This is a genomic window from Polaromonas sp. YR568, from assembly GCF_900116715.1.
Lineage (GTDB): Bacteria > Pseudomonadota > Gammaproteobacteria > Burkholderiales > Burkholderiaceae_C > Polaromonas.
In genome coordinates, this window is record NZ_FPBM01000006.1 from 82825 (window position 1) to 105468 (window position 22644).

Annotated in this window: 20 protein-coding genes; 10 read left to right on the plus strand and 10 right to left on the minus strand. The window is 62.1% G+C overall.

Features of this window, described 5'->3' with window-relative positions; genetic code table 11:
- Positions 1-33 precede the first annotated feature (33 nt).
- The 4 genes from BM408_RS14000 (at position 34) to guaD (ending at position 3529) form a co-directional block, all read left to right on the plus strand.
- On the plus strand, positions 34-930 hold the full coding sequence (locus BM408_RS14000; RefSeq protein ID WP_092130685.1) for a LysR substrate-binding domain-containing protein: 897 nt from the start codon (positions 34-36) through the stop codon (positions 928-930).
- Between the two features lie 229 nt (positions 931-1159).
- Complete coding sequence (gene queE, locus BM408_RS14005) at positions 1160-1795, plus strand: 7-carboxy-7-deazaguanine synthase (protein WP_092130686.1); 636 nt, start codon at positions 1160-1162, stop codon at positions 1793-1795.
- A gap of 29 nt (positions 1796-1824) precedes the next feature.
- The gene (locus BM408_RS14010) at positions 1825-2187 is read left to right on the plus strand and encodes a 6-pyruvoyl trahydropterin synthase family protein (protein ID WP_092130687.1); all 363 of its coding nucleotides are present in this window, start codon (positions 1825-1827) and stop codon (positions 2185-2187) included.
- Positions 2188-2242: 55 nt separating this feature from the next.
- The gene (guaD, locus tag BM408_RS14015; RefSeq protein WP_092130488.1) at positions 2243-3529 is read left to right on the plus strand and encodes a guanine deaminase; all 1287 of its coding nucleotides are present in this window, start codon (positions 2243-2245) and stop codon (positions 3527-3529) included.
- Between the two features lie 14 nt (positions 3530-3543).
- On the opposite strand, the gene BM408_RS14020 is transcribed toward guaD, so the two are convergent.
- The 8 genes from BM408_RS14020 to urtA form a co-directional block, all read right to left on the minus strand.
- Positions 3544-4581, minus strand: a complete 1038-nt coding sequence (locus tag BM408_RS14020; RefSeq protein WP_092130489.1) for an aliphatic amidase — start codon at positions 4579-4581, stop codon at positions 3544-3546.
- Positions 4582-4607: 26 nt separating this feature from the next.
- Positions 4608-4949, minus strand: coding sequence for a zinc ribbon domain-containing protein (locus BM408_RS14025; RefSeq protein ID WP_092130490.1), 342 nt, complete (start codon positions 4947-4949; stop codon positions 4608-4610).
- Between the two features lie 17 nt (positions 4950-4966).
- Positions 4967-6196: a formamidase gene (gene fmdA / locus BM408_RS14030; RefSeq protein ID WP_092130491.1), complete on the minus strand. Its 1230-nt coding sequence runs from the start codon at positions 6194-6196 to the stop codon at positions 4967-4969.
- Between the two features lie 57 nt (positions 6197-6253).
- Complete coding sequence (gene urtE / locus BM408_RS14035) at positions 6254-6943, minus strand: urea ABC transporter ATP-binding subunit UrtE (protein WP_092130492.1); 690 nt, start codon at positions 6941-6943, stop codon at positions 6254-6256.
- A gap of 24 nt (positions 6944-6967) precedes the next feature.
- Positions 6968-7711 (minus strand): urea ABC transporter ATP-binding protein UrtD, encoded by a 744-nt coding sequence (gene urtD / locus BM408_RS14040; protein ID WP_092130688.1) that lies wholly within the window; start codon positions 7709-7711, stop codon positions 6968-6970.
- A 33-nt stretch (positions 7712-7744) separates the two neighbouring features.
- The gene (gene urtC / locus BM408_RS14045) at positions 7745-8941 is read right to left on the minus strand and encodes an urea ABC transporter permease subunit UrtC (protein ID WP_092130493.1); all 1197 of its coding nucleotides are present in this window, start codon (positions 8939-8941) and stop codon (positions 7745-7747) included.
- A gap of 39 nt (positions 8942-8980) precedes the next feature.
- The gene (gene urtB / locus BM408_RS14050) at positions 8981-9895 is read right to left on the minus strand and encodes an urea ABC transporter permease subunit UrtB (RefSeq protein ID WP_092130494.1); all 915 of its coding nucleotides are present in this window, start codon (positions 9893-9895) and stop codon (positions 8981-8983) included.
- A 113-nt stretch (positions 9896-10008) separates the two neighbouring features.
- Complete coding sequence (urtA, locus tag BM408_RS14055) at positions 10009-11271, minus strand: urea ABC transporter substrate-binding protein (RefSeq protein ID WP_092130495.1); 1263 nt, start codon at positions 11269-11271, stop codon at positions 10009-10011.
- 202 nt (positions 11272-11473) lie between these two features.
- Here urtA and BM408_RS14060 point away from each other — a divergent pair, with 202 nt between their 5' ends.
- The 4 genes from BM408_RS14060 to BM408_RS22765 all read left to right on the plus strand — a co-directional run bounded on the left by BM408_RS14060 (position 11474) and on the right by BM408_RS22765 (position 18330).
- Complete coding sequence (locus BM408_RS14060) at positions 11474-14860, plus strand: hybrid sensor histidine kinase/response regulator (RefSeq protein ID WP_092130496.1); 3387 nt, start codon at positions 11474-11476, stop codon at positions 14858-14860.
- Positions 14853-15746 (plus strand): response regulator transcription factor, encoded by an 894-nt coding sequence (locus tag BM408_RS14065; protein WP_092130497.1) that lies wholly within the window; start codon positions 14853-14855, stop codon positions 15744-15746. Before BM408_RS14060 ends, BM408_RS14065 begins: the two co-directional genes overlap by 8 nt.
- A 117-nt stretch (positions 15747-15863) precedes the next feature.
- A complete protein-coding gene (gene dcd, locus BM408_RS14070) occupies positions 15864-16439 on the plus strand; it encodes a dCTP deaminase (RefSeq protein WP_092130498.1) in 576 nt (191 codons plus the stop codon).
- Positions 16440-16479: 40 nt separating this feature from the next.
- A complete protein-coding gene (locus tag BM408_RS22765) occupies positions 16480-18330 on the plus strand; it encodes a hypothetical protein (protein ID WP_175541798.1) in 1851 nt (616 codons plus the stop codon).
- A gap of 255 nt (positions 18331-18585) precedes the next feature.
- Here the strand turns inward: BM408_RS22765 and BM408_RS14075 are convergent, their stop codons facing one another.
- Positions 18586-20019, minus strand: coding sequence for an NAD-dependent succinate-semialdehyde dehydrogenase (locus BM408_RS14075; protein ID WP_092130499.1), 1434 nt, complete (start codon positions 20017-20019; stop codon positions 18586-18588).
- Positions 20020-20455: 436 nt separating this feature from the next.
- Between BM408_RS14075 and BM408_RS14080 the strand changes: the two genes are divergently transcribed.
- Positions 20456-20974 carry a hypothetical protein gene (locus BM408_RS14080; protein ID WP_092130500.1) on the plus strand — a complete coding sequence of 173 codons (519 nt, stop codon included), beginning with the start codon at positions 20456-20458 and terminating at the stop codon, positions 20972-20974.
- 116 nt (positions 20975-21090) lie between these two features.
- Here the strand turns inward: BM408_RS14080 and BM408_RS14085 are convergent, their stop codons facing one another.
- Positions 21091-21999: a delta(1)-pyrroline-2-carboxylate reductase family protein gene (locus BM408_RS14085; RefSeq protein ID WP_092130501.1), complete on the minus strand. Its 909-nt coding sequence runs from the start codon at positions 21997-21999 to the stop codon at positions 21091-21093.
- A 181-nt stretch (positions 22000-22180) separates the two neighbouring features.
- Here BM408_RS14085 and BM408_RS14090 point away from each other — a divergent pair, with 181 nt between their 5' ends.
- The gene (locus tag BM408_RS14090) at positions 22181-22597 is read left to right on the plus strand and encodes a hypothetical protein (RefSeq protein WP_092130502.1); all 417 of its coding nucleotides are present in this window, start codon (positions 22181-22183) and stop codon (positions 22595-22597) included.
- Positions 22598-22644: the final 47 nt, after the last annotated feature.

Consider the following 22644-nt stretch of genomic DNA (forward strand, 5'->3'; position numbering starts at 1 on the left):
CTATTTTGTATGTGCATTAAACTCACATACATGATGAAGCGCCGTCTTCCGCCCCTGAACGCTTTGCGCGCCTTTGAGGCCGCCGCCCGGCTGGGCCGCATGACAGCCGCCGCCGACGAGCTGGCCGTCACGCCCGGCGCCATCAGCCGGCAGGTGCGCCAGCTGGAGGACCTGCTGGGCACGCCGCTGTTTGAGGGCGCCAAAAACAAACCGCAGCTCACAGCCGCCGGCGCCACGCTGCTGCCCGCGCTGACGGCCGCGCTGAACCAGATGGAGGCGGCGGTGCGCGAAGTCAGCAACGGCGAGTCCCGCACGCTAGACGTCTCCTGCTTCAGCACCTTCACCCTCAAGTGGCTGATCCCGCGCTTGTACAGCTTCAATGCGCGCCATCCCGATATCGATGTCCGGCTCAGCTCCTCGGAGTCGGCCGACGGCCAGGCAGCGGGCCTGGACCGCGACCGCTACGACCTCGTCATCACGGTCGACGGGCGCGGCAGCCCCCAATCCGCCACGCTGCTGCCCCTGTTTGTCGAGCGCCTGGGGCCCGTCATGGCGCCGGCGCTGGCGGCCGAGGCCCATGTGCGCAAACCGGGTGACCTGGCCGGCCAGCCGCTGCTGCACACCAAAACCCGTCCCGCCGCCTGGCAGGCGTGGAGCGAGGTTCAGGGGGTCAGTTTCCCCCTGGAGGGCGGCCCCGAGTTCGAACACTATTACTTCACGCTCGAGGCAGCGGTGGCTGGCCTGGGCATTGCCATCGCACCCTGGCACCTGGTGATGGACGACATCCGCGCCGGCCGCCTGGTGGCGCCCCTGGGCTTTGAGGAAAGCGACTACCAGTACGTGGCCAGGCGGCGCGGCGACGCCAATCCGCGGCTGGACACGTTTTGCGGCTGGCTGGCGCAGCAGGCGCGTGAGATGCCGGTGCCTTGAGGCGCTGATCTGCCCGCAAAACCCCTGAAACCCGGCCATCCGCCCTGAACCGTTAAAATCAGGGCTTGCGTGCTGTCTCGGCGCGCCGGCATTTTGCTTTTCATTCCGGGGCCATGTAGAGGACTACCATGTATAAAAACCTCGCGACCCCCGGTCTTTCGGCTTGTGTGGGCGCCTGTTTTATTTCTCCATCTTTGCCTTCGACCTGCCGGCTCACAAAGGCCGCGCCATGAGCTACCAGGTCAAGGAAATTTTCTACACGCTGCAAGGCGAGGGCGCCAACGCCGGGCGGCCGGCGGTGTTCTGCCGCTTTGCCGGCTGCAACCTCTGGACGGGCCGCGAGCAGGACCGCGCCACCGCCGTCTGCCAGTTTTGCGACACCGACTTTGTCGGCACCAACGGCACGCTGGGCGGCAAGTTCAAGGACGCCGATGCACTGGCCGACCGCATTGCCGCGCAGTGGCCGGCGGGCGACAGCAGCCACCGCTTTGTCGTGATGACAGGCGGCGAGCCGCTGCTGCAAGTCGATACCGAGCTGATTGCCGCGCTGCACGCGCGCGGCTTTCAGATCGCGGTCGAAACCAACGGCACCATTGCCGCGCCCGAAGGCATCGACTGGATTTGCGTCAGCCCCAAGGCCGGCGCGCCCTGGGTGCAGCGCGCGGGGCACGAGTTGAAAGTGGTGTGGCCCCAGACCAGTTTTGACCTGGCCGAGCTGGAAGCCGCCGACTTCACCCACCGCTACCTGCAGCCCATGGACAACCCCCAGCGCCAGCAGAACACCGAAACCTGCATCCAGCTGTGCATGCAGCGCCCCGCGTGGCGCCTCAGCCTGCAGACCCACAAGATCACGGGCATCCGATGAGCACGAAAAAACTCCCCGCACCGCAGCCCATGCGCTGCGAGATCAGCCAGACTTTTTACTTCGACGCGGCGCACACGCTCAAGCGCGCCATCGAGGCCGACAGCAGCAAACGTGTGCACGGCCATACCTACAACGCCGAAGTCTTTGTGGCCGGCGAGCCCGACCCGGTGACGGGCATGGTGATGGACCTGGGCCTGGTGCGGCGCGAAATTGCCGAGCTGCGCGAGCTGCTGGACCACCATTTGCTGGACGACGTGAAAGAGCTGGGCCCACCCACGCTGGAGAATCTCTGCCAGTTCATCTTTCGCAAGCTGGATGCGCGTTTGCCGGGGCTGACCTCGGTGCGCGTGTGGCGTGCCTCGCTGGGTGACGGCTGCCGGGTGGGCCGATAACCCTTATCGGGTTTTGCATATCAGCCCAGGCGGCCTCTGCGTTACCCTAGCCGCCATGAAAGCCTACCGCGCCGCCATCCTCTATTTCACCGGTCCCGCTCAAGCCGTTTTTGAATCCGACGGCCTGCTCGTCGTAGGCCCCGACGCCGAAGGCCGCCAGCGGGTCGAGGCCGTGGGCAGCTACCAGGCCCTGGCGCCGCGTTTTGCCGATGTGCCGACTGAACACTTTCCAGGCCGCATCATCGCGCCGGGTTTTGTCGACATGCACATCCACTACCCGCAGCTGGACGTGATCGGTTCGCCCGCCGACGGCCTGCTGCCCTGGCTGGAGAACTACACCTTTCCCGAAGAAAGCCGTTTCTCGCAAGCGGAGCACAGCGCGCAGTCTGCGGACTTTTTCATTGACGAGCTGCTGCGCAACGGCGTGACCACCGCGCTGGCCTTTGCCACCTCGCATGTGGAATCTGTCAACGCGCTCTTCACCGCTGCGCAAAAAGGCAGCCTGCGCCTGATGACGGGCAAGTGCCTGATGGACCAGAACGCGCCCGACGGCGTGCGTGATGAAACCGAACAAAGCCTGATCGACACCGAAGCGCTGATCCAGCGCTGGCACGGCGTGGACAGGCTGGGTTACGCCATCACGCCGCGTTTTGTGCCCAGCTGCAGCGCGGCACAGATGCGCGGCGCCGGCGCGCTGGCCGCCAAATACCCGGATGTGTGGATCCAGTCGCACGTGGCCGAAAACAAGGACGAGATCGCCTGGGTGAAATCGCTGTACCCCGATGCCCGCAGCTACCTCGCCGTGTATGAACAGTTTGGCCTGCTGCGCCCGCGCGCCGTGTATGCGCACTGCATCCACATCGACGACGAAGACCGCGCGCTGATGCGCAGCACCGGCACGGCCGCCGCCATCAGCCCGACCAGCAACCTGTTTCTGGGCAGCGGGTTTTTTGACTACGAAGGCGCAGACCGCATCGGCTTCCCGTACGGCCTGGCCAGCGACGTGGGCGGTGGCACGTCGTTCAGCCCGTTTCACACCATGCTGGCGGCTTATTACGTGGGCCGCGAAGGCCAGACCAAGACGGGCCTGTCGCTCAAGCCGCAGGCGCTGTGGTGGCAGCACACAGCGGGCGCGGCGCGCGCGCTGGGGCTGGACGGCGTGGTCGGCAACCTGCAACCCGGCTGCGAGGCCGACTTTGTGGTGCTGAACCCGCAGGCAACGCCGCTACTGGCCCGCAAGACCGCGCAGGCTGGGAGCCTGGACGAGTTGCTGTTCTCGCTGATCGTGCTGGGGGATGACCGGGTGGTCGAGCGCACGGTGATTTCGCAGGCCGCCCTTTAGGCGTGGCTGGCCGTTCAGGCCGTCACGCTGCTCTGGTTCGGAATCCCTTCCATGGGCGCTTCATCCGTGCCAATCGTGGCGCGCGTGAACGACTCCACCTGCTGGCGCGCGGCCACCGGGTCGCGCAGCCAGTCGGCGTAAAAGCTGAAGGGGCAGGCGGGCGTTCCCTTGTCGCCATCACCCGAATTGATCATGCCGGTGTAGCCGCGGTGCAGCAGCTTGAACAAATGGTTCTCCGACTGGCCGTTGCGGCGGAAGTCGCGTATCAGGCTCTTGGAGAGCGCCGCGTACTGCACGCCCATTTCCTCCTCGCCGCATTCGCCCAGCGTGCGGCCGTCAAAGCCGATCAGCGCCGAATGGCCGAAATAGGAATACACGCCGTCAAAACCCGAGGCATTGGCCACCGCCACATAGGTGTTGTTGGCAAAGGCCATGGCTTTGGAGATCAGAATCTGCTGCTCTTTGGCCGGGTACATATAACCCTGGCAGCGCACGATGAGCTCTGCGCCCTTCATCGCGCAGTCGCGCCAGATCTCGGGGTAGTTGCCGTCGTCGCAGATGATGAGGCTGATCTTCATACCCTTGGGCCCGTCGCTCACGTAAGTGCGGTCGCCGGGGTACCAGCCTTCAATCGGCACCCAGGGCATGATCTTGCGGTACTTCTGCACGATCTCGCCCTGGTCGTTCATCAGGATCAGTGTGTTGTAAGGCGCCTTGCGCGGGTGCTCCTCATGCCGCTCGCCGGTCAGCGAGAACACGCCCCAGACCTTGGCCCGGCGGCAGGCGGCTGCGAAGATCTCGGTTTCAAAGCCCGGCACCGTGGCGGCGTTTTCATGCATCTCCTTGCTGTCGTACATGATGCCGTGGGTGCTGTACTCGGGGAAGATCACCAAGTCCAGGCCGGGCAGGCCCTTCTTCATGCCTTCGAGCATGCGCGCGATGTTGTTCGCGTTCTCCACCACTTCGGCTTTGGTGTGAAGCCGCGGCATCTTGTAGTTGACCACCGCCACGCCAACGGTGTCCTTGCTGCTGGAAATATCGCCGTGAATCATGTTGTGCTCCTTGTGAAGGGACGCCCTCAGTGGCTGATCATCCAGGGGCGTTTGCTGGGGAAGGCCTTGTTGCCGTTGGGCGCCGTCAGCGTGGCGCCGCGCTTGCCGCTCGAGCAGCAACCGCAGCCGGCCGGGTGCTTGAGTCGCGCATAGTCGCCTGATCGCTTGGGCTCATGCCTGGCGCGCTCATTGGTGTCCATGGCGCGGCGTGTGCCGTCTTCCATCAGCGCCAGCGCGGGCGCGACGGACAGAATGCGCGCCGAGAGGCCGCCGCAGCTGGGGCAGGCGGCCGCCTGGTTGCGCATGGAGACCGAACGCAGCGCGTCGAAGCTGCCGCATTTCGGGCAGTCGTAGTCATAGGTGGGCATGGTGCTTCCCTTGTGTCTCAGCGCAGGTCAGGCGACAGCGGCATGCTGATCTTGCCGTCGATGTGCTTGATGGGCCCGGATGCGTTGGGGTTGATGTCGAAGTCGAAGATGCCGGTGGGCAGCCACAGCGTGGCGCAGGAGTTCGGCACGTCGACCACACCGCTGATGTGGCCCTGCACCGGCGCCGTGCCCAGGATGGAGTAGGCCTGTGCGCCCGAGTAGCCGAACTTTTTCAGGTACTCGATGGCGTTCAGGCAGGCCTGGCGGTAGGCGACGTTGACGTCCAGGTAGTACTGCTTGCCGGCTTCGTCGACCGAGATGCCTTCGAAGATCAAATAGTCGTCATAGCGCGGCGTGATCACGCTGGGCTTGAAGATCGGGTTCTTGATGCCGTACTTGGCCATGCCGCCCTTGATCAGTGTGACCTTCATGTGCACCCAGCCGGCCATCTCGATGGCGCCGCAGAAGGTGATCTCGCCGTCGCCCTGGCTGAAGTGCAGGTCGCCCACCGAGAGGCCCGCGCCGTCGACGTAGACCGGAAAGTAGACCTTGGAGCCGCGCGACAAATCCTTGATATCGCAGTTGCCGCCGTGCTCGCGCGGCGGCACAGTGCGCGCGCCTTCCGCGGCGGCCTTGTCGCGGGCGGCGCCTGTCATCTTGCCCATATGGGCGGTGCCGGCCGAAGGCGGGTTGGCCAGGCCCGTGCGCGTCGGGTCGCTGTCGATCAGCGCCTGCTCCCGCGTGTTCCACATGTCCAGCATGGCCTTGTCAGGCAGGCAGCCGATCAGGCCGGGATGGATCAGTCCGGCGAAGTTGACGCCCGGCACGTGGCGCGAACTGGTGAACATGCCTTTGAAGTCCCAGATCGATTTCTGCGCTTCGGGGAAATGGTCGGTCAAAAAGCCGCCGCCGTTCTTCTTACTGAAGAAGCCGTTGAAACCCCAGAGGCTGTCCTGCTTGGCGCCTATGTCCAGCAGGTCGACCACCAGCAGGTCGCCGGGTTCCGCACCCTTGACGCCGACCGGGCCCGAGAGATAGTGCACCGTGCTCAGGTCGATGTCGCGCACATCGTCGGCGCTGTCGTTGTTCTTGATAAAGCCGCCGGTCCAGTCAAAGGTTTCCAGGATGAAGTCGTCACCCGGGTTGACCCAGCAGGCCATGGGGATGTCCGGGTGCCAGCGGTTGTGGATGTTTTCGTTGAGGGTGGGCGACTTCGTCAGGTCAACCTTGATCAGCGTGTCGGTCATGCCATATCTCCTGGTGGTGATGAAAAAAAGAAAGAGAGGAAGAGAGGAAGGAAAAAATCAGACGGAAAGAAACTGCTTGATGCGCGCCGTGTCGGTGCCGGCGCGGGTGCTTTCGTGCACCAGCTGCCCGCCTTCGATCACGAACAGCCGGTCGGCCACGTCCATCGCAAAGCTCAGCACCTGCTCCGACACCACGATGGTGATTTCGCGCATCTTGCGGATTTCATTCAGGGCTTTGGCGATGTCTTTGATGATGGAAGGCTGTATGCCCTCGGTCGGCTCGTCCAGCAACAGCACCTTGGGGTTGGTCACCAGTGCACGGGCAATCGCCAGCTGCTGCTGTTGTCCGCCCGACAGGTTGCCGCCCTTGCGGTTGCGCATGTCAAAGAGCACCGGGAACAGCGCGTAGATCTCGTCCGGGATTTGTTTGTGTTTGGCGTTTTCCAGGCCGGTCAGGATGTTTTCCTGCACCGTCAGCGTCGGGAAAATCATGCGGCCCTGCGGCACATAGGCCACGCCCTTGGCGACGCGCTGGTAACTCTCGTCTTTCGAGATGTCCAGGCCGTCGACTTCAATCGTCCCGGACTTGAGCGGCAAGATGCCTATCAGCGACTTGAACAGCGTGGTCTTGCCCATGCCGTTGCGGCCCATGATGGCCACGGTCTCGTTTTTCTTGGCAGAAAAAGTGATGCCGTGCAGCGCCTCGCTCTGGCCGTAGCTGACGTGGAGGTTGTTGACGTTGAGCATGGTGTTCTCCTTGATCCGTTGTGCTTAATGGCCCAGGTACACGTCGATAACGCGCGGGTCGGCCTGCACTTTTTCCATAGACCCTTCGGCCAGGATCTTTCCCTGGTGCATGACGGTCACCTTGTCGGCGATGCGCTTGACGAACTCCATGTCGTGCTCGATGACGATCATGGCGCGGCCCTTGCAGATGCGTTTGAGCAGCTCTGCCGTCAGTTCGCGTTCGCGCACGCTCATGCCGGCAATCGGTTCGTCCAGCATCAGGAGCTCCGGGTCCTGCATCAACAGCATGCCGATCTCCAGCCACTGCTTTTGCCCGTGTGAGAGCAGGCCGGCTTCGGTGTCCAGCTGGTCGCCCAGGCCGATCTCGGCCGCCACGGCCTGCACCCGGGCCTTGACCTCTTCGCTGCGCTTGAAGAAGAGCGCACCGAACACGCCGCGCCCGCGCGGGAACGAGACTTCCAGGTTCTGAAACACGCTGAGGTTTTCGTAGATCGACGGCGTCTGGAACTTGCGGCCTATGCCGGAGCGCACGATCTGGTATTCGGGCAACTTCGTCATCTCGGCGTTTTTGAACTTGATGCGGCCGTGGCTGGTGCGGGTCTTGCCGCAGATCAGGTCCAGCAGCGTGGTTTTGCCCGCGCCGTTGGGGCCGATGATCACGCGCAGCTCGTTCTGGTCGACATAAAGGTTCAGGCTGTCGATGGCCTTGAAGCCGTCGAAAGAAACCGTCAGGTCTTCGACCGACAGCACAAAGTCGTTGGGGGTCATGGCGGGGGCGATCATGATGGCTTCCTTGGGTGATCAGGTCTGCTGGCCGGTAAGACCGTTCAGGCCGGCAGGCAAGGTGGGCGTTTCATGCGTCGCGGCCGGCGGGGGTGTCATAGGTGGAGCGACGGGCGGCACAACCTTCTCGCGGCGCGCGAAGCGTTTGACCAGCCAGGGCTTGACGCGCTGCGTGTAGACGCCTGCCAGGCCGTCGGGAAAGGCCAGCACCACGCCCAGGAACATGCCGGCCATCAGGAACAGCCAGAGGTCGGGAAAGCTTTCGGAAAAATAGGTCTTGCCGAAGTTCACCAGCAGCGCGCCGTAGACCGCACCCACCAGCGACATGCGCCCGCCCACGGCGGCGAAGATCACCATCTCAATCGACGGCACAATGCCGACCAGCGAAGGCGACATAAAGCCCACCTGCAAGGTGAACATCGCGCCGCCCACGGCCGACAGCATGGCTGCAAAGCAGAAGGCAAACACCCGGAACATGGCGACGTCGTAGCCCGAGAAGCGCACGCGGTCTTCCTTGTCCCGCATGGCCAGCAGCAGCGTGCCCAGCTTGCTCTTCTGGATCCAGGTGCACAGCACGATGGCGCCCAGCAGCAAACCCACGGTGAGGAAGTAGAGGATGTACTTGGCGCTGTCGGTGCGCGTGTCCCAGCCCAGGATGGTCTTGAGGTCGGTCATGCCGTTGACGCCGCCGGTGTAGCCCTGCTGGCCGATGATGAGCACCGTGAGGATGAGCGCCACGGCCTGCGTGATGATGGCGAAGTAGACGCCGCCGACACGCCGCTTGAACATCGCGTAGCCGATGATGAAGGCCAGCAGCGTCGGCACGACCAGAATCAGCACCAGCGTGAGCGGAAAAGACTGGAAGGGCTTCCACCAGATCGGCAGCGCGGTGATCTGGTTCCAGTCCATGAAGTCGGGAATGCCCGGTGTGGACTGGATCTTGGTGGTGATGGGGTCGCTGGCTTCAAGCTTTAAAAACATGGCCATGCCGTAGCCGCCCAGGCCGAAGAACACGCCCTGGCCCAGGCTCAGCACGCCGCCGTAACCCCACAGCATCACCAGGCCTAGCGCGACAAAGGCATAGCTCAGGTACTTGCCGACAAGGTTGAGGCGAAACAGATCCAGCGCCAGGGGAAAGGCCACCAGCAGCACCAGGGCCAGCAGGGCGACGTTGCCCAGGCCGTTGCGTGTTATCCATTGCTTGAGGCTGTTCATGAAAAACTCCGGTTGTCTAGATGGAAATACGGTGAAAGCTCAGCGCCGCACCTTGGAGGCGAACAGGCCCTGTGGGCGCAGCATCAGGATGGTCACGATGGTCATCAAGGTCAGCACCTTGGACATGGAGCCGGTCATAAAGAACTCGGCAACCGACTGGGTCTGCGCGATACCGAAGGCCGAGACCACGGTGCCCAGCAGGCTGGCTGCGCCGCCGAAGGTCACGACCAGGAAGGCGTCGACGATGTAGAGCGAGCCGCTGGTCGGGCCGGTTGAGCCAATCGTGGTGAAGGCCGCGCCGGCCACGCCGGCAATGCCGCAGCCGATGGCAAAGGTCAGGCGGTCGGTCTTTTTGGTGTTGATGCCGGTGGCGTTGGCCATCACGCGGTTGGCGACTGTGGCGCGAACGCGCAGGCCCCAGCGCGACTTGTGCAGTGCGATCAGCACGCCGCAGGTCACGACCAGCGTCAGCACCATCACAAACATGCCGTTGATGGGAATGTCCAGGCCTTCAGCCGGGGCCCAGGAACCCATGAGCCAGTCGGGCAGGGTGGGGCTGACTTCCTTGGCGCCGAAGGTGGTGCGAAAGATCTGCTGCATGCCCAGCGACAGGCCCCAGGTGGCCAGCAGGGTGTCCAGCGGGCGTTTGTAGAGGTGGCGGATAAAGGCCCATTCAGCCAGCCAGCCGACGGCAAACGCGAAGATGAAAGCCGCGACGATGGCAAACGGAAAGTAGGCTTGCACAAAGCCGGGCGCATAGGTTTCAGACAGGTGCGAAAACAGGTAGATGGTGTAGGCGCCTATGGTCATGAACTCGCCATGCGCCATGTTGATGACGCCCATCTGCCCGAAGATGATGGCCAGGCCCAGGCCCATGAGCAGCAGCACGGAAAACAGGCTGAGCCCGGCAAAGCCTTGCATCAGGCCGATGTTGAGCATTTCGGAAAGGTTCATGGCGGGCTCCGGTGCGGCGGGGGATCAAAAAAACAAATACGACTGTCAGGAAAGCCCCTGCCGGCTCACCCCGCCATGCGGCGGAATGAACCGGTAGGGGCCAGCATTGGCGCTTACTGGTAGCCCTTGGGGAAGGGGTTGGGTTCAATCAGCGCCGGCGATTCGGCGACCACCTTGAACTGACCGTCGGCCTGGGCCTGGCCGATGCGGGCCTTGCTCCACAGGTGATGGTTTTCGTGCAGCTTCACGTAGCCTTCGGGTGCGGTCTTCAGCTCGATGCCGGTGGAGGCCGCGGCGATCTTGTCCACGTCGAAGCTGCCGGCTTTTTCCACCGTGGCTTTCCACAGCCAGGGGCCGAGGTAGCCGGCCTGCGTCACGTCGCCGATCACCGCGTCCTTGCCGTACTTGGCCTTGAAGGCGGTTACGAAAGCCTTGTTGTTGGGGTTGTCCAATGACTGGAAGTACTTCATGGAGGCGTAGAAGCCGTTCATGTTTTCGCCGCCAATGCCCAGCACCTCGTCTTCGGTCACGGAGATGGTCAGCAGGAACTGCTTGGCGGCGGTAACGCCTGCCGCTTTGAGCTGCTTGTAGAAGGCCACGTTGGAGCCGCCGACCACTGCGATAAAGATGCAGTCGGGTTTGGCGACCTTGATCTTGTTGATCAGCGAATTGAAGTTGGTGTGGCCCAGCGGGTAGTACTCTTCGCCGACGACCTTGCTGCCGGTGAGGTGGCCTTCAATGTGCTTGCGGCCTATCTTCATCGAGGTGCGCGGCCAGATGTAGTCGGAGCCGACCAGGAAGAAGGTCTTGGCTTTCTTTTCTTTTGAAGCCCAGTCCAGGCCGTAGAGGATTTGCTGCGTGGCTTCCTGGCCGGTGTAGATCACGTTCTTGCTTTGCTCCAGGCCTTCGTAAAAGGTCGGGTAATACAGCATGCCGTTTTCTTTTTCAAAGATCGGCAGCACGGCCTTGCGTGAGGCAGAGGTCCAGCAGCCGAACACAGCGGCGACCTTGTCGTTGACCAGCAGCTTCTTGGATTTTTCGGCGAAGGTCGGCCAGTCGGAAGCGCCGTCTTCCTTGATGACCTTGATCTTGCGGCCCAGCACGCCGCCCATGGCGTTAATCTGGTCGATGGCGAGCTGTTCGGCCTGGATGGAGCCGGTTTCGGAAATCGCCATGGTGCCGGTGGCCGAGTGCAGCTGGCCCACCGTCACTTCGGTGTCGGTGACGGCCAGCTTGGTGGTGTTGACCTTGGCCGTGGGGAACTGCTGCGCCTGGGCCCAGCCGGGCAGGCCTGCCAGGGGCAGGGCTGCGGCCACGCCTTGCATGAGGCGGCGGCGGTTGATGAAGGAAGATGGATCGCGATCGTCGTTGGACATGCTGGGCTCCTGCGGTTGGTGAAAAACTGAAAGGTTGATGGGGTGAAGGCTTGCGTCGGGGTCAGGCGAATCATGTTCACAAGCGCCGCGCATCCCTATACGTCAATCAACGTAGCCACCCTTTTTGGTGCGCCGGGCACACTTCTTGCGGAACGCTTTAGGTGCGTTGCCGCAGCCCTACGGCCGTTTGACGGAGACCGCCTTGACCATCGCTACCCAGAAAATCTTTCGTATTCGACGCGAGTACAACGCGTGGGTGGCCGACGAATCCATTGAGGACTACGCGCTGCGCTATACGCCGCGCGGCTTTCGGAAGTGGTCGGAGTGGCGGGTCGGCAACACGGCCTTTGGCGCCATGTCTTTCCTGGCGCTGGAAGCCATAGGCGGCGCCATCGCGCTCAACTACGGCTTCACCAATGCGCTGTGGGCCATCCTGGTGGTGGGGCTGATCACCTTCTTCACCGGCTTGCCTATCAGCTACTACGCGGCGCGCTACGGCGTGGACATGGATTTGCTGACGCGCGGCGCAGGTTTCGGTTACCTGGGCTCGACCATCACCTCGCTGATCTACGCGAGCTTCACTTTCATCTTCTTCGCGCTGGAGGCGGCCATCATGGCGCTGGCGCTGCAGATGTACCTCGATATTCCGATTGCCTGGTGCTACGTCATCAGCGCGGTGGTCATCGTGCCCATGGTGGTTCGCGGCATCACGCTGATCTCGCGCCTGCAGATGTGGACGCAGCCGCTGTGGGGCGTGCTGTTGCTGCTGCCCTACCTGGCGGTGCTCTGGAAGAACCCGCAGGCGTTTTCAGACTTCACCGGCCTCACCGGCCGCACCTCGGGCAGCAGCGAGTTCGACCCGCTCATGTTTGGTGCGGCCGCCACCGTGGCGTTCTCGCTTGTGGTGCAGATCGGCGAGCAGGTGGACTTTTTGCGCTTTCTGCCCGAGAAAACCCAGGCCAACCGCGGGCGCTGGTGGGCCGCGGTGCTGATGGCCGGGCCGGGCTGGATAGTCCTGGGCATGCTGAAAATGCTGGGCGGCGCGTTTCTGGCCTTTCTGGTGCTGCAGCACGAGCTGCCGGCTTCCAAGGCGGTGGAGCCCACGCAGATGTACCTGGCGGGCTTTGCCTATGTGTTCAGCGACCCGGCCTGGATACTGGCCGCGACCGTGGTCTTTGTGGTGGTGTCGCAGCTCAAGATCAACCTGACCAATGCCTATGCGGGCTCGCTGGCCTGGTCCAATTTCTTTGCGCGCCTGACCCACAGCCACCCGGGGCGCGTGGTGTGGCTGGTGTTCAACGTGGCGATTGCGCTGCTCCTGATGACGCTGGATGTTTTTTCGGCGCTCGAAAAAGTGCTGGGCCTTTACAGCAACGTCGCGATTGCGTGGGTGGGTGCGCTGGTGGCCGACCTCGTGATCAACAAACCATTGGGCTTGAGCCCGCCGGGTATTGAATTCAAGCGGGCGCATCTGTACGACATCAACCCGGTGGGCCTGGGCTCCATGCTGCTGGCGACCATCGTGTCGGTGTTTGCGTATACCGGCGCCATGGGCCCGCAGGCTGAGGCGTTTTCACCTTTCATCGCGCTGGGCATGGCGCTGGTGCTGTCGCCGCTGCTGGCGTGGGTGACCAAGGGGCGTTATTACGTCGCGCGCAAACCGCAGGCCATGGGTGTGCCGGGCCAGATGGTGCGCTGCCATGTCTGCGAGAACGCCTTCGAGGCTGAAGACATGGCCAGTTGCCCGGCCTACGGCGCGCCCATCTGTTCACTGTGCTGCACATTGGAGTCGCGCTGCCACGACCGCTGCAAGACGCGCTCGCGCGCGGCCGAGCAGGCGGAGGAGTTTTTAAGCACGCTGCTGCCCAGCGCGCTGTCCAGCCGGGTGAACTTCCGCGTCGGCCACTACATGGTGGTGATGCTGTCGCTCTGCGCGCTGCTGGCCACGGTGATGGGCATGGTCTATATGCAGGAGACCACCTTTCCGCCCTCGGGTGATCTGTCGGGCTTGTTGCGATCGGCCTTTGTGAAAGTGTTCGCCATGCTGCTGCTGATCGTTGCGGTGTGCAGCTGGTGGGTGGTGCTGGGCAGTGAAAGCCGGCGCATGGCGCAGGACGAGTCGAACCGGCAGAACCAGTTGCTGTCGCGCGAAATCGAGGCCCACCAGCGCACCGACGCGGCGCTGCAGACCGCCAAGGAGGTAGCCGAGTCGGCCAACCAGGCCAAGACGCGCTACGTGGCCGGCATGACGCACGAGCTGCGCACGCCGCTCAACAGCATCCTCGGCTATTCGCAAATCCTGCTCAAGGGCGAGGCGCTGGCCAACACGCCGCGTGAGGCCGTGCAGACCATACAGCGCAGCGGCGAACATTTGCTGCAGCTGGTCGACGGCCTGCTGGACCTGGCGCGCATCGAGGCCGGCCGCCTGCGTCTGGAGCCGATTCCCGTGCCGTTGCCCGACTTCCTCGAAGGCCTGGTCAGCATGGTTCGGCCGCAGGCCGAGGCCAAGGGTGTCGACTTTTTCTACACCCACAGCGGCCGCATGCCGGCCTGGGTGCAGGCCGACGCCAAGCGGCTGCGCCAGATCATCATCAACCTGCTGAGCAATGCAGTGATGTTTACCGACGCGGGCAGCGTGAAGCTGCACGTGGACTGCCGGCGCGAGGTGATCCGCTTCGACGTGGTGGATACCGGCATAGGCATCGCGCCGCAAGACCAGCAGCGCATCTTTTTGCCGTTTGAGCGCGGCGCCGCGGGCCGCCGCCGCGGCGAGCCGGGCACAGGCCTGGGCCTGACTATTACGGGCCTCTTGACCGCGCTGATGGGCGGTGACCTGACACTGCAAAGCGAGCCCGACAAGGGCAGCACCTTCAGCGTGCGGCTGTATTTGCGCGAAATCGACGACCCCGGCCCGCTGGCCGACCCGCCGCACCAGATCGCCGGCTTCTTCGGCAAGCGCCGCACGCTGCTGGTGGTGGACGACCAGCCGGTGCAGCGCCAGATGCTGGCCGGCATGCTCACGCCGCTGGGTTTTGACATCAAGGAGGCGGCCAGCGGCCTGGAGTGCATAGACAGCCTCAAGGACGGCGTGCCCGACGCCATCCTGCTGGACATCAGCATGGACGACCTGGATGGCTGGGAAACCGCCTTGCAGATACGCAGCCGGGGTTATGCCGAGGTGCCCATCATCGTGGTGTCGGCCAATGTGTTTGAAAACCAGGCCTCGCGGCTCAAGGCCACGGGCTGCCAGGCCTTTGTCGGCAAGCCGGTGCTCGAATCCGAGCTGATGGATGCGCTGCAGCGCCATCTGGGGCTGGAGTGGGCAACCTCGGTGGTCTCGCCCGCGCCGCTGGCCGCCGGCGCGGCGGGCCCGTCCGGGGAAGCTTCGCTGGGCCTGCCCGAGGAGGCCCGCGCAGGGTTGATACGCCTGGTAAAGCTGGGCCACGTGCACGGCCTGCACCGCCTGCTGGACCGCGTCACGGCCGAAGACCCGGCGCTGGCCGCGAGTTGCGCCCGGCTGCGCGGCTTTGTGAGCCGCTGCGAGCTTGAGTTATTGCTCGATCATTTGACGGAGGATGTCGATGCTTGAGGCTACCGACGAACAGCGGCCGGTCGTGCTGGTGGTGGACGACGCCCCCAGCAGCCTGGGCATGCTCTGCGACACGCTGGAAGGTGAGGGTTACACCGTGCTGGTGGCGCGCGACGGCGACTCGGCCCTGCAGCGCCTGGAGCTGGTCGCGCCCGATGCCATTCTGCTGGACGCCGTGATGCCCGGCCTCTCGGGCTTTGACACCTGCCGGCAGATCAAGGCCAACCCCGTGATGGCGCACATCCCGGTGATCTTCATGACGGGCTTGTCGGAGACGCCGCACGTGCTGGAGGGTTTTGCCTGCGGCGGCGTGGACTACGTCGTCAAGCCGCTGCGCGCGCAGGAAGTGGTGGCGCGCCTGCACACCCACACGCGCAATGCGCGCATGACGCGGCTGGCGCGCGAGGCGGTGGACGTGGCCGGTTTTGGTGTGGTGCTGGTCGATGCGCGCGGGCGCGTGGCCTGGCGTTCGCCACAGGCCGCCTTGTGGCTGCAGGGCGCCGGGGGCGTGGCGCAGCCGGGGCGTTTGCCCGAGCCGGTTTATGCGGTGCTGGAGGACGGCACCGACGAGGTCTTGCTGACCCTGGCCGGTGTGCAGCTGTCGGTGCGCAACATGGGCCGGGTCGGCATAGGCGAAACCATGCTGCTGCTGGAGCAGCGCGGCGCGAACGCCGCATCGCCTTCGCGCCTGGCCAATGCCGCACTGACGCCGCGTGAAACCGAAGTCCTCTCATGGCTGGCCAAGGGCAAGACCAACCGTGATATCGGCGACATCCTGGGCATGAGCCACCGCACGGTGAACAAGCACCTGGAGCATATTTTTGAGAAGCTGGGCGTCGAGACCCGGGCAGCCGCTGCGGCGCTGGCCACCGGGCATGTGTTTTGAGCATTTCCCTCATGGCGGACGGGCCCCGGAAGCTCCTGAATCCATAGCGCCCAGGCATCCCGGACCGGGTGGCTGGCAGCTTGCCTACAATCGGGGCACAGTGAGGAGTTCCCCCGAATGAGCATCAAGAGCGACAAATGGATACGCCACATGGCGGAAACCACCGGCATGATCGAGCCCTTCGAGCCCGGCCAGATTCGCGCCGCGGCCGACGGCCAGAAGATCATCAGCTACGGCACCAGCAGCTACGGCTACGACATCCGCTGCGCCCCCGAGTTCAAGGTCTTTACCAACATCCACAGCACGGTGGTCGACCCGAAGAACTTTGATGAAAAAAGTTTTGTCGACTTCCACGGCGACAGCTGCATCATTCCGCCCAACAGCTTCGCACTGGCCCGCACGGTTGAATACTTCCGCATCCCGCGCAATGTGCTCACCATCTGCCTGGGCAAAAGCACCTATGCCCGTTGCGGCATCATCGTCAACGTCACGCCGTTTGAACCCGAATGGGAAGGTTATGTGACGCTGGAGTTCTCCAACACCACGCCGCTGCCCGCCAAGATTTACGCGGGTGAGGGCTGCGCCCAGGTGCTGTTCTTTGAAAGCGACAAGGACGACGTCTGCGAGGTCAGCTACAAGGACCGCGGCGGCAAGTACCAGGGCCAGGTGGGCGTGACGCTGCCAAAGGCTTAACCTAAGGGGCTGCAGCCAAGTACAGATCAAGGTAAAGAGAATGACTAGTACTTCGTCCCAGAGATCGCCGGAGACAGCTCTTCTACCGTCGGAAACTATCCGAGAAACCGATGATTTCTCGGTGTTTTTTTTACAACGCCTTCATGAGGCTCTATTTGATTATTCTGCTGACTCTTTTAAGGCTCCGGCACTTAACACTCACCAGCGAGTACTTGAATTAAAAAGAATCGCTGCACAAGCTGAATCGCATGATTTTATTAGTGCTTCAACCGAGTCTTTTTTTGAGGAGTTGCTTTGGAGTGTTCGAGAAGATGTAGTGCTAAAAGGGGTAAAAAAACAACTAGTCAAAGAACTAATTACCAGAGTTAAAAGTGGATGGGGAAAGCCCGCGCAGTTCTTGCCGCCCATCTCAGCTCTAGAACTTCAATTTAGAGACTACTTAGACGACTTAAATGCGGCCTTGAGTGCTGAAGCAGCACTAAAAGATTGGTCAAAAGTAAAAGTTATTCGAATATTGGATTCGTTGATTGTCGAGCTAGAAGCCGTTGGGTATCCCAGATCTTATGTTTACTCTGTAGCTCAGAAAATAAACTCAAAGAAAAAGCAGAGTCGACTTGTAAAAGGTGCACCTTACACCGTTGGCCTTTTTCTGAAGCACTTCATTGGCACCAAGAGAAAATATGAAGTTTTTGGTTTTGTATCCGAAAATCTTGCTAATTTTGTTGATAGATATACAGACTGGAAAAAGTATGGTGCCCCTGTCCCGGCGATAGCCAGTCTTCGACCGTGGATCGAGTTCTCCGGGCAAGTTGATAAGGCGATCACGCCAACAATAGTAGGCTTCCGAATGGAAGCTCTCTGCAAGCAGTCGGCAGTAAAAGCTTTTTTCACTGTTTTAGATAGAGGGGTCGAGCAAATAAGTTTTGTCGATCACCATGTGCCGTTGGCTATTCATGACAGGATTCTTTGCTTGAGTCTTGCTGAAAACGGGCTAAGTGGCTTCGGTCGCACCGTTTCACCTTTGAAATTTGTTCAAAGAACTTCTCCAGAGGAATTGTCTGCTGCATTGGACGTTTTTCAGTTCTTCTTCTCAGAAAGCAAGCTCTCTCAAGCGGCTCGTCGTCGACTTGCCAGAGCCTTTGAATATCATGGCGCAGCATTGTCTGCTACACGCCATGAGGATCAGCTTCTCAATTTGTGGTCCTGCCTCGAAGGGTTTGTGGGAGTACCTGCATCTGCGGGATCAAAAATTGCATTTGTTCGCGAGGCGGTTTTATCTTCTTTAAGTCTTCTTTATCCCCAAAGGTTGTTCTCGTTAGCAGCAATGCGGATAGGAGACGTCTTAGGGATTGATAAATACCAGCGATGCCTTGAAAAAGCAACTGAGCTAACAGAAGAGCCGAAAGACCGATTGGCGTTAGTGTTGCTTTGCCCTCAGTTTGAAAGAGAGAGAACGCTCTTAGCGGAGTCAGTAGCTGCGCGAGAGCCCGTTCTATTGTTTCGACTGTATGAGCTCGTGAATCGGTTTAAGACTGCGGAGATAACTAGAGCTACCTTGGTTCAGCATAGAGAAAAGGTTGCTTGGCAGCTAAACCGTATTTACTGGAATCGAAATCTGATTGTGCATTCGGCAGAATCATTGCCATACCTACCTACACTGGTTGAGCATTTGCACGTATACGTTGATTCATTTCTAACAAGCATTATGTTGGTAGCGGCTCGTCTTCAAGCGAACACCATCCCTTCTGTTCTTGAACTGATTAACGTGCACGAAACTCAGCGGTTGCATGAACTTTCTGCTATGAAGGGTGCGATGGATCAGTCTCCAGAGGCTGTGCTCAGCTGGGTATTCGGCGCTTCGAATATCATGAGGGAAGATGATGGCCTTTGACATCTAATTCTGTAGCACGCGTGACCATACACTTGCTCGAAGAATTTTCTACCATCGGCCAATTCGTGCCCTCATGCGATTGAGTCTAGCGGCGTTCCTCGTAGATATCCCTATGGCGTCATTGAACCTCAGTAGCGCCCCGCGCTTCGCGGCTCGCAGAGTCTCGGCGATGGTTTGAGCGACTGATTCTTTGGCGGATTAGGCCACATGAAACCGGGTTTTGCTATGCGGGCAAAGACAACAAGTGCCGCGCGATCAGAACGCCATCTTGTGCGAGACGGTTTTCACGGCCGTGTAGTGCAGCAGCCCCTCTTCACCCCCCTCACGGCCGAATCCGCTGGCCTTCACGCCGCCGAAAGGTGTTTCGGCCACTGAGGCTTCCAGTGTGTTGATGGAGAGATTCCCAGCCTCGACCTCGTCAATCATCTTGTCCACGTTGGCGGCGGAATGGGTGAGTCCATAGGCCGCAAGGCCAAACGGCAGCGCGTTCGCCTGGGCAATCGCTTCGTCCAGGGACTTGACCGGGTTGATGATGGCCATGGGCCCGAAAGGCTCTTCCTGCATGACGCGTGCGTTGTCCGGCACGTTGGCCAGAATCGTCGGTGCGAAGAAGTAGCCTTTGTCGCCGATGCGGTGGCCGCCGGCCAGAACGCGTGCACCTTTTGCCGCAGCGTCTTCCGAAAAGGCCGTGAGCGCTTCCAGTCGTCTGGCGTTGGCCACGGGCCCCATGTCGGTAGTTTCTTTAATGCCCTTATCCACGACGGTCGCGGCCGCCTGCGTGGCAAACGCGTCGACAAACCGGTCAAAGATTTTTTCGTCGACAAAAAAGCGTGTCGGTGAGGTGCACACCTGGCCGGCGTTGCGGAACTTTCTTGTCGCTGAAAGAATGCCGGCCTGCCGGGGATCCACATCGTCGCAAACAATCACTGGGGCGTGGCCGCCCAGCTCCATCAGGACGGGTTTTCCGTGCCGCCCAGCCAGGCTGGTCAGGTGCCGGCCTACGGCCGTGGAGCCGGTGAAGGCAATCAGCCGGGTCTGGTCCTGCGGGATCAGGTAGTCCGAGATAAAGGACGGGACGCCGAACACCAGGTTCAGCACACCGGGCGGCAGACCGGCATCGTGGAAGGCGCGCGCGATATGGATGGCGCCGCCGGGGGTTTCTTCGGCGGCTTTCAGGATGATGGAGCAACCGGCCGCCAGGGCGCCTGCGACTTTGCGCGCGGGCTGGCTCATCGGGAAATTCCACGGTGAAAAGGCCGCCACCATGCCGATAGGCTGGCGCACCGTCATGTAGCGGATGCCCGGCTCACTAGGAATGACCCGGCCATAAAGGCGCTGCGCCTCGCCGGCATCCCATTCAAAAAACTCACAGCCGCGTATCACTTCGAGCCGCGACTGCCGGATGGGTTTGCCCAGCTCCGAGGTGATCGCATAGGCCACCTCTTCATTGCGCTCCCGCAGGAGCGCGCTGGCGCGCATCATGATCTCGGCGCGTTCGCGCGGTGCGGTGCGGCTCCAGACCTTCAGGCCTTGCGCCGCGGCGGTGAGCGCGTCGTCCAGGTCGGATTGCCGCGCCACGGGCAGGGCGCCGATCACGGATTCATCCGCAGGGTTCAGGACGGGCAGGGTATCGGGGGAAGAGCGCCATGAGCCGCCGATGTAAAACTTCAGGTCAGGGTAAGTGGGCATAGGATCATCAGAAGGTGAGTTCGCAGGAAGGTTGTCCGGCATGGCTGGCATGACCGGCTTGTCGGCATTAGGCCGCCCGGTGCCGCTCCAAACAAGCGAATTCTTTTGAATGATTCTTCAGTGCAGCTGTAAAGTGCGGCGCGGCGTGGAAGTGACAAACTTCGCCGCGCGCACTGAAGCGCAAGCAGCGGGCCGGCCTTGCGCCGCGCACTGTGTTTCTTGCCGCCGGTGTTGCGTTTCCCCGGGTCGTTCAATAGTCAGTACGGTGTACGCCATTGCGGCGTGTTGAGCGCTTGAGCGCGGCGTGACCCCGCTGGGCAGGGCTATAAAACAACAGGCCGTGCACGCGAAACGGGCGCTTTAAGAAACACCGTGTTACATTCTCTGCGGCATTGGATGACCAATGACAACTACTACAACCCCAAGGGAGACCTGAATGTCCGTTCGCCTCTATTCCATCGTTTTCGCGTGCATGGCCATGACCGGCTGCGCATCCATCACCAACGACACCACCACGCCGGTTCGTTTTGAAACCTACAACGCTGCGGGTGTTGAAGTCAAAGACGTCGATTGCACGCTCGAAAATGACTACGGCCAGCAAGTCATCAAGACACCCGTGACGGCGAATGTGCGCCGTTCTTCCAAAGACCTGCAGATGACCTGCGTCAAGGCAGGCGAGGCTGACGGCCGCGGCGTGGCGATCTCGCGCGCGAACGCTGGCATGGCCGGCAACATCCTGTTTGGCGGCGGCATCGGCGCCATCATTGACCACAACAAGGGCACCGCCTACACCTACCCGCAGTGGGTGCAGGTTGTCATGGGCAAGCTGACCACGTTTGACCGCAAGGCCGATGTCGAAGGCAAGCCCAACGTCGGTGTGGTGGTGCCTGCCACCGCGCCGGTGGCTGCTACCCCCGCAGCAACGCCGGCAGTGACGCCAGTCGCCGCCAAGTAAGGCCAGGTTCGGGTTCCGGCTGCGGCGCGTGCGCTGCGGCCTGCCGCGACCCACCCGCCCGCCCAGCCACCGCCTTGAAGCGGTAGGGCCGGCGGGTTTTCTTTTGCCTGCGGTGTCTATACGGCCAGCGCCGCGCGCGCAGCCGCCAAATCCCAGCCCGCCCAGCCGCAGCTTTTGAACAGCACCGGCCCGGCGGGTTTTTTCATGTCCTGGCGGATCACGTCGGCCAGTGTGGCGATGCGGCTCACGTCGAGCCCGGCTTGCAGCAGGTCGCCGGCTTCATGGCTGGCGTCGGCGGTGTCGACAAAGATGGAGCCCTTGGCGGCGAAGTGCTGGCACAGCGCGGCGCTCAGCTCGAGCATGGCGGGTGTGAAGGCTCCGACGGCGCTGATGAAACCGTCGGGTCGGGGCAGGGCGCTGAGCACCACCGCGCTGGCGGGTGTGCAGGTGACGGCCAGCGGGCAATCGGCCAGCGCGACGTCGGCATCAAACACCATGCGGGCATTCAAGCCCAAAGACTGCGCGTGATGAACCAGGGCTTGCGCGCTGGCCGCCCTGCGCGAAGCAACCCGGAACTCGCGCACGCCCAGACCCTCGGCAAAGGCCTCCAGGTGCGCCAGGCCCTGCACCCCGGCGCCGACGATCAGCATCGGCCCCTGGGTGTTGGGCGCCAGCCGCTGCGCTGCCAGCAATGACACGGCGGCCGTGCGGCGGGCGGTGACGGTGGGGCCGTCCAGCATCAGCCGGCGCTGGCCTGTGGCGACGTCGAACACGACCACATCGCCCTGGATGGTGGGCAGGCCGGCGGCCGCATTGCCGGGGGTGAAGGTGATGAGTTTGGTGATGGCGGTGCGGGCGTCCAGCGCCGGCATCACAAACAGGCTGCCGCCGCCGGGCAGGGGTTGCACTACCCGCGGCGGCGCCTGCACCGAGCTGTCTTTGAGCAGGGCCGCCAGCTCACTGACCAGCAGCGGATAGGGCAGGCGGGCGGCGGTCTGGGCGGGGTCGAGCAGGGTGGGCGTCATGGGGCGATGGTAAGGCGGGTTGGAGGGGGCTGGATAGAGGCATGGATAGGGGCGTGGATGCCGGCGTTACGCCGCGTAAAAAAATGAAAGGTTTTTATCCTACAAAGTGCCGGGAAAAGCGCTGGATGGAAACCGCAAACGCCCGCCTCACGATGGAGCCAGATTCACCGGGAGGCCCACCATGTTCTCTGACCACTTGAAAAAAATCGACGAAACGCCTTACAAAACGCTGCTCTGGGTAGCGGCCGGCCTGGTCTTTGTTTGCCAGCTGGTGGCTGTCGGGTTTGTGGCGGATGGGCAAGTCACCAAAGCCAAGATTCGCGACTTTCAGCGCAAGACTGAAATGCAGGCGATTGCGCAGTGCATGGACACCGCGGCGGGCTCCGCGCGCCAAAGCTGCATCCAGCAGGCACGTGTGGTGGCGGGTACTTATGTGCCACCCGAAACCCTGGACGCACCAAAAGCTCAGACGCTGGCCGGTGCTTCGGGTGAATCCAGCGGCGTGATGGCGAGCAACGGCGTCGGCGCTGCCGTTAGCAGCATGCTGCCCACGCAGCCAGCGCAGGGCTTTATGTCTGCGTCTTTCGCCATTCGCTGATCCACCCTCAATCACCGGAAAATCACCGGAAAATCACCGTCAGTATC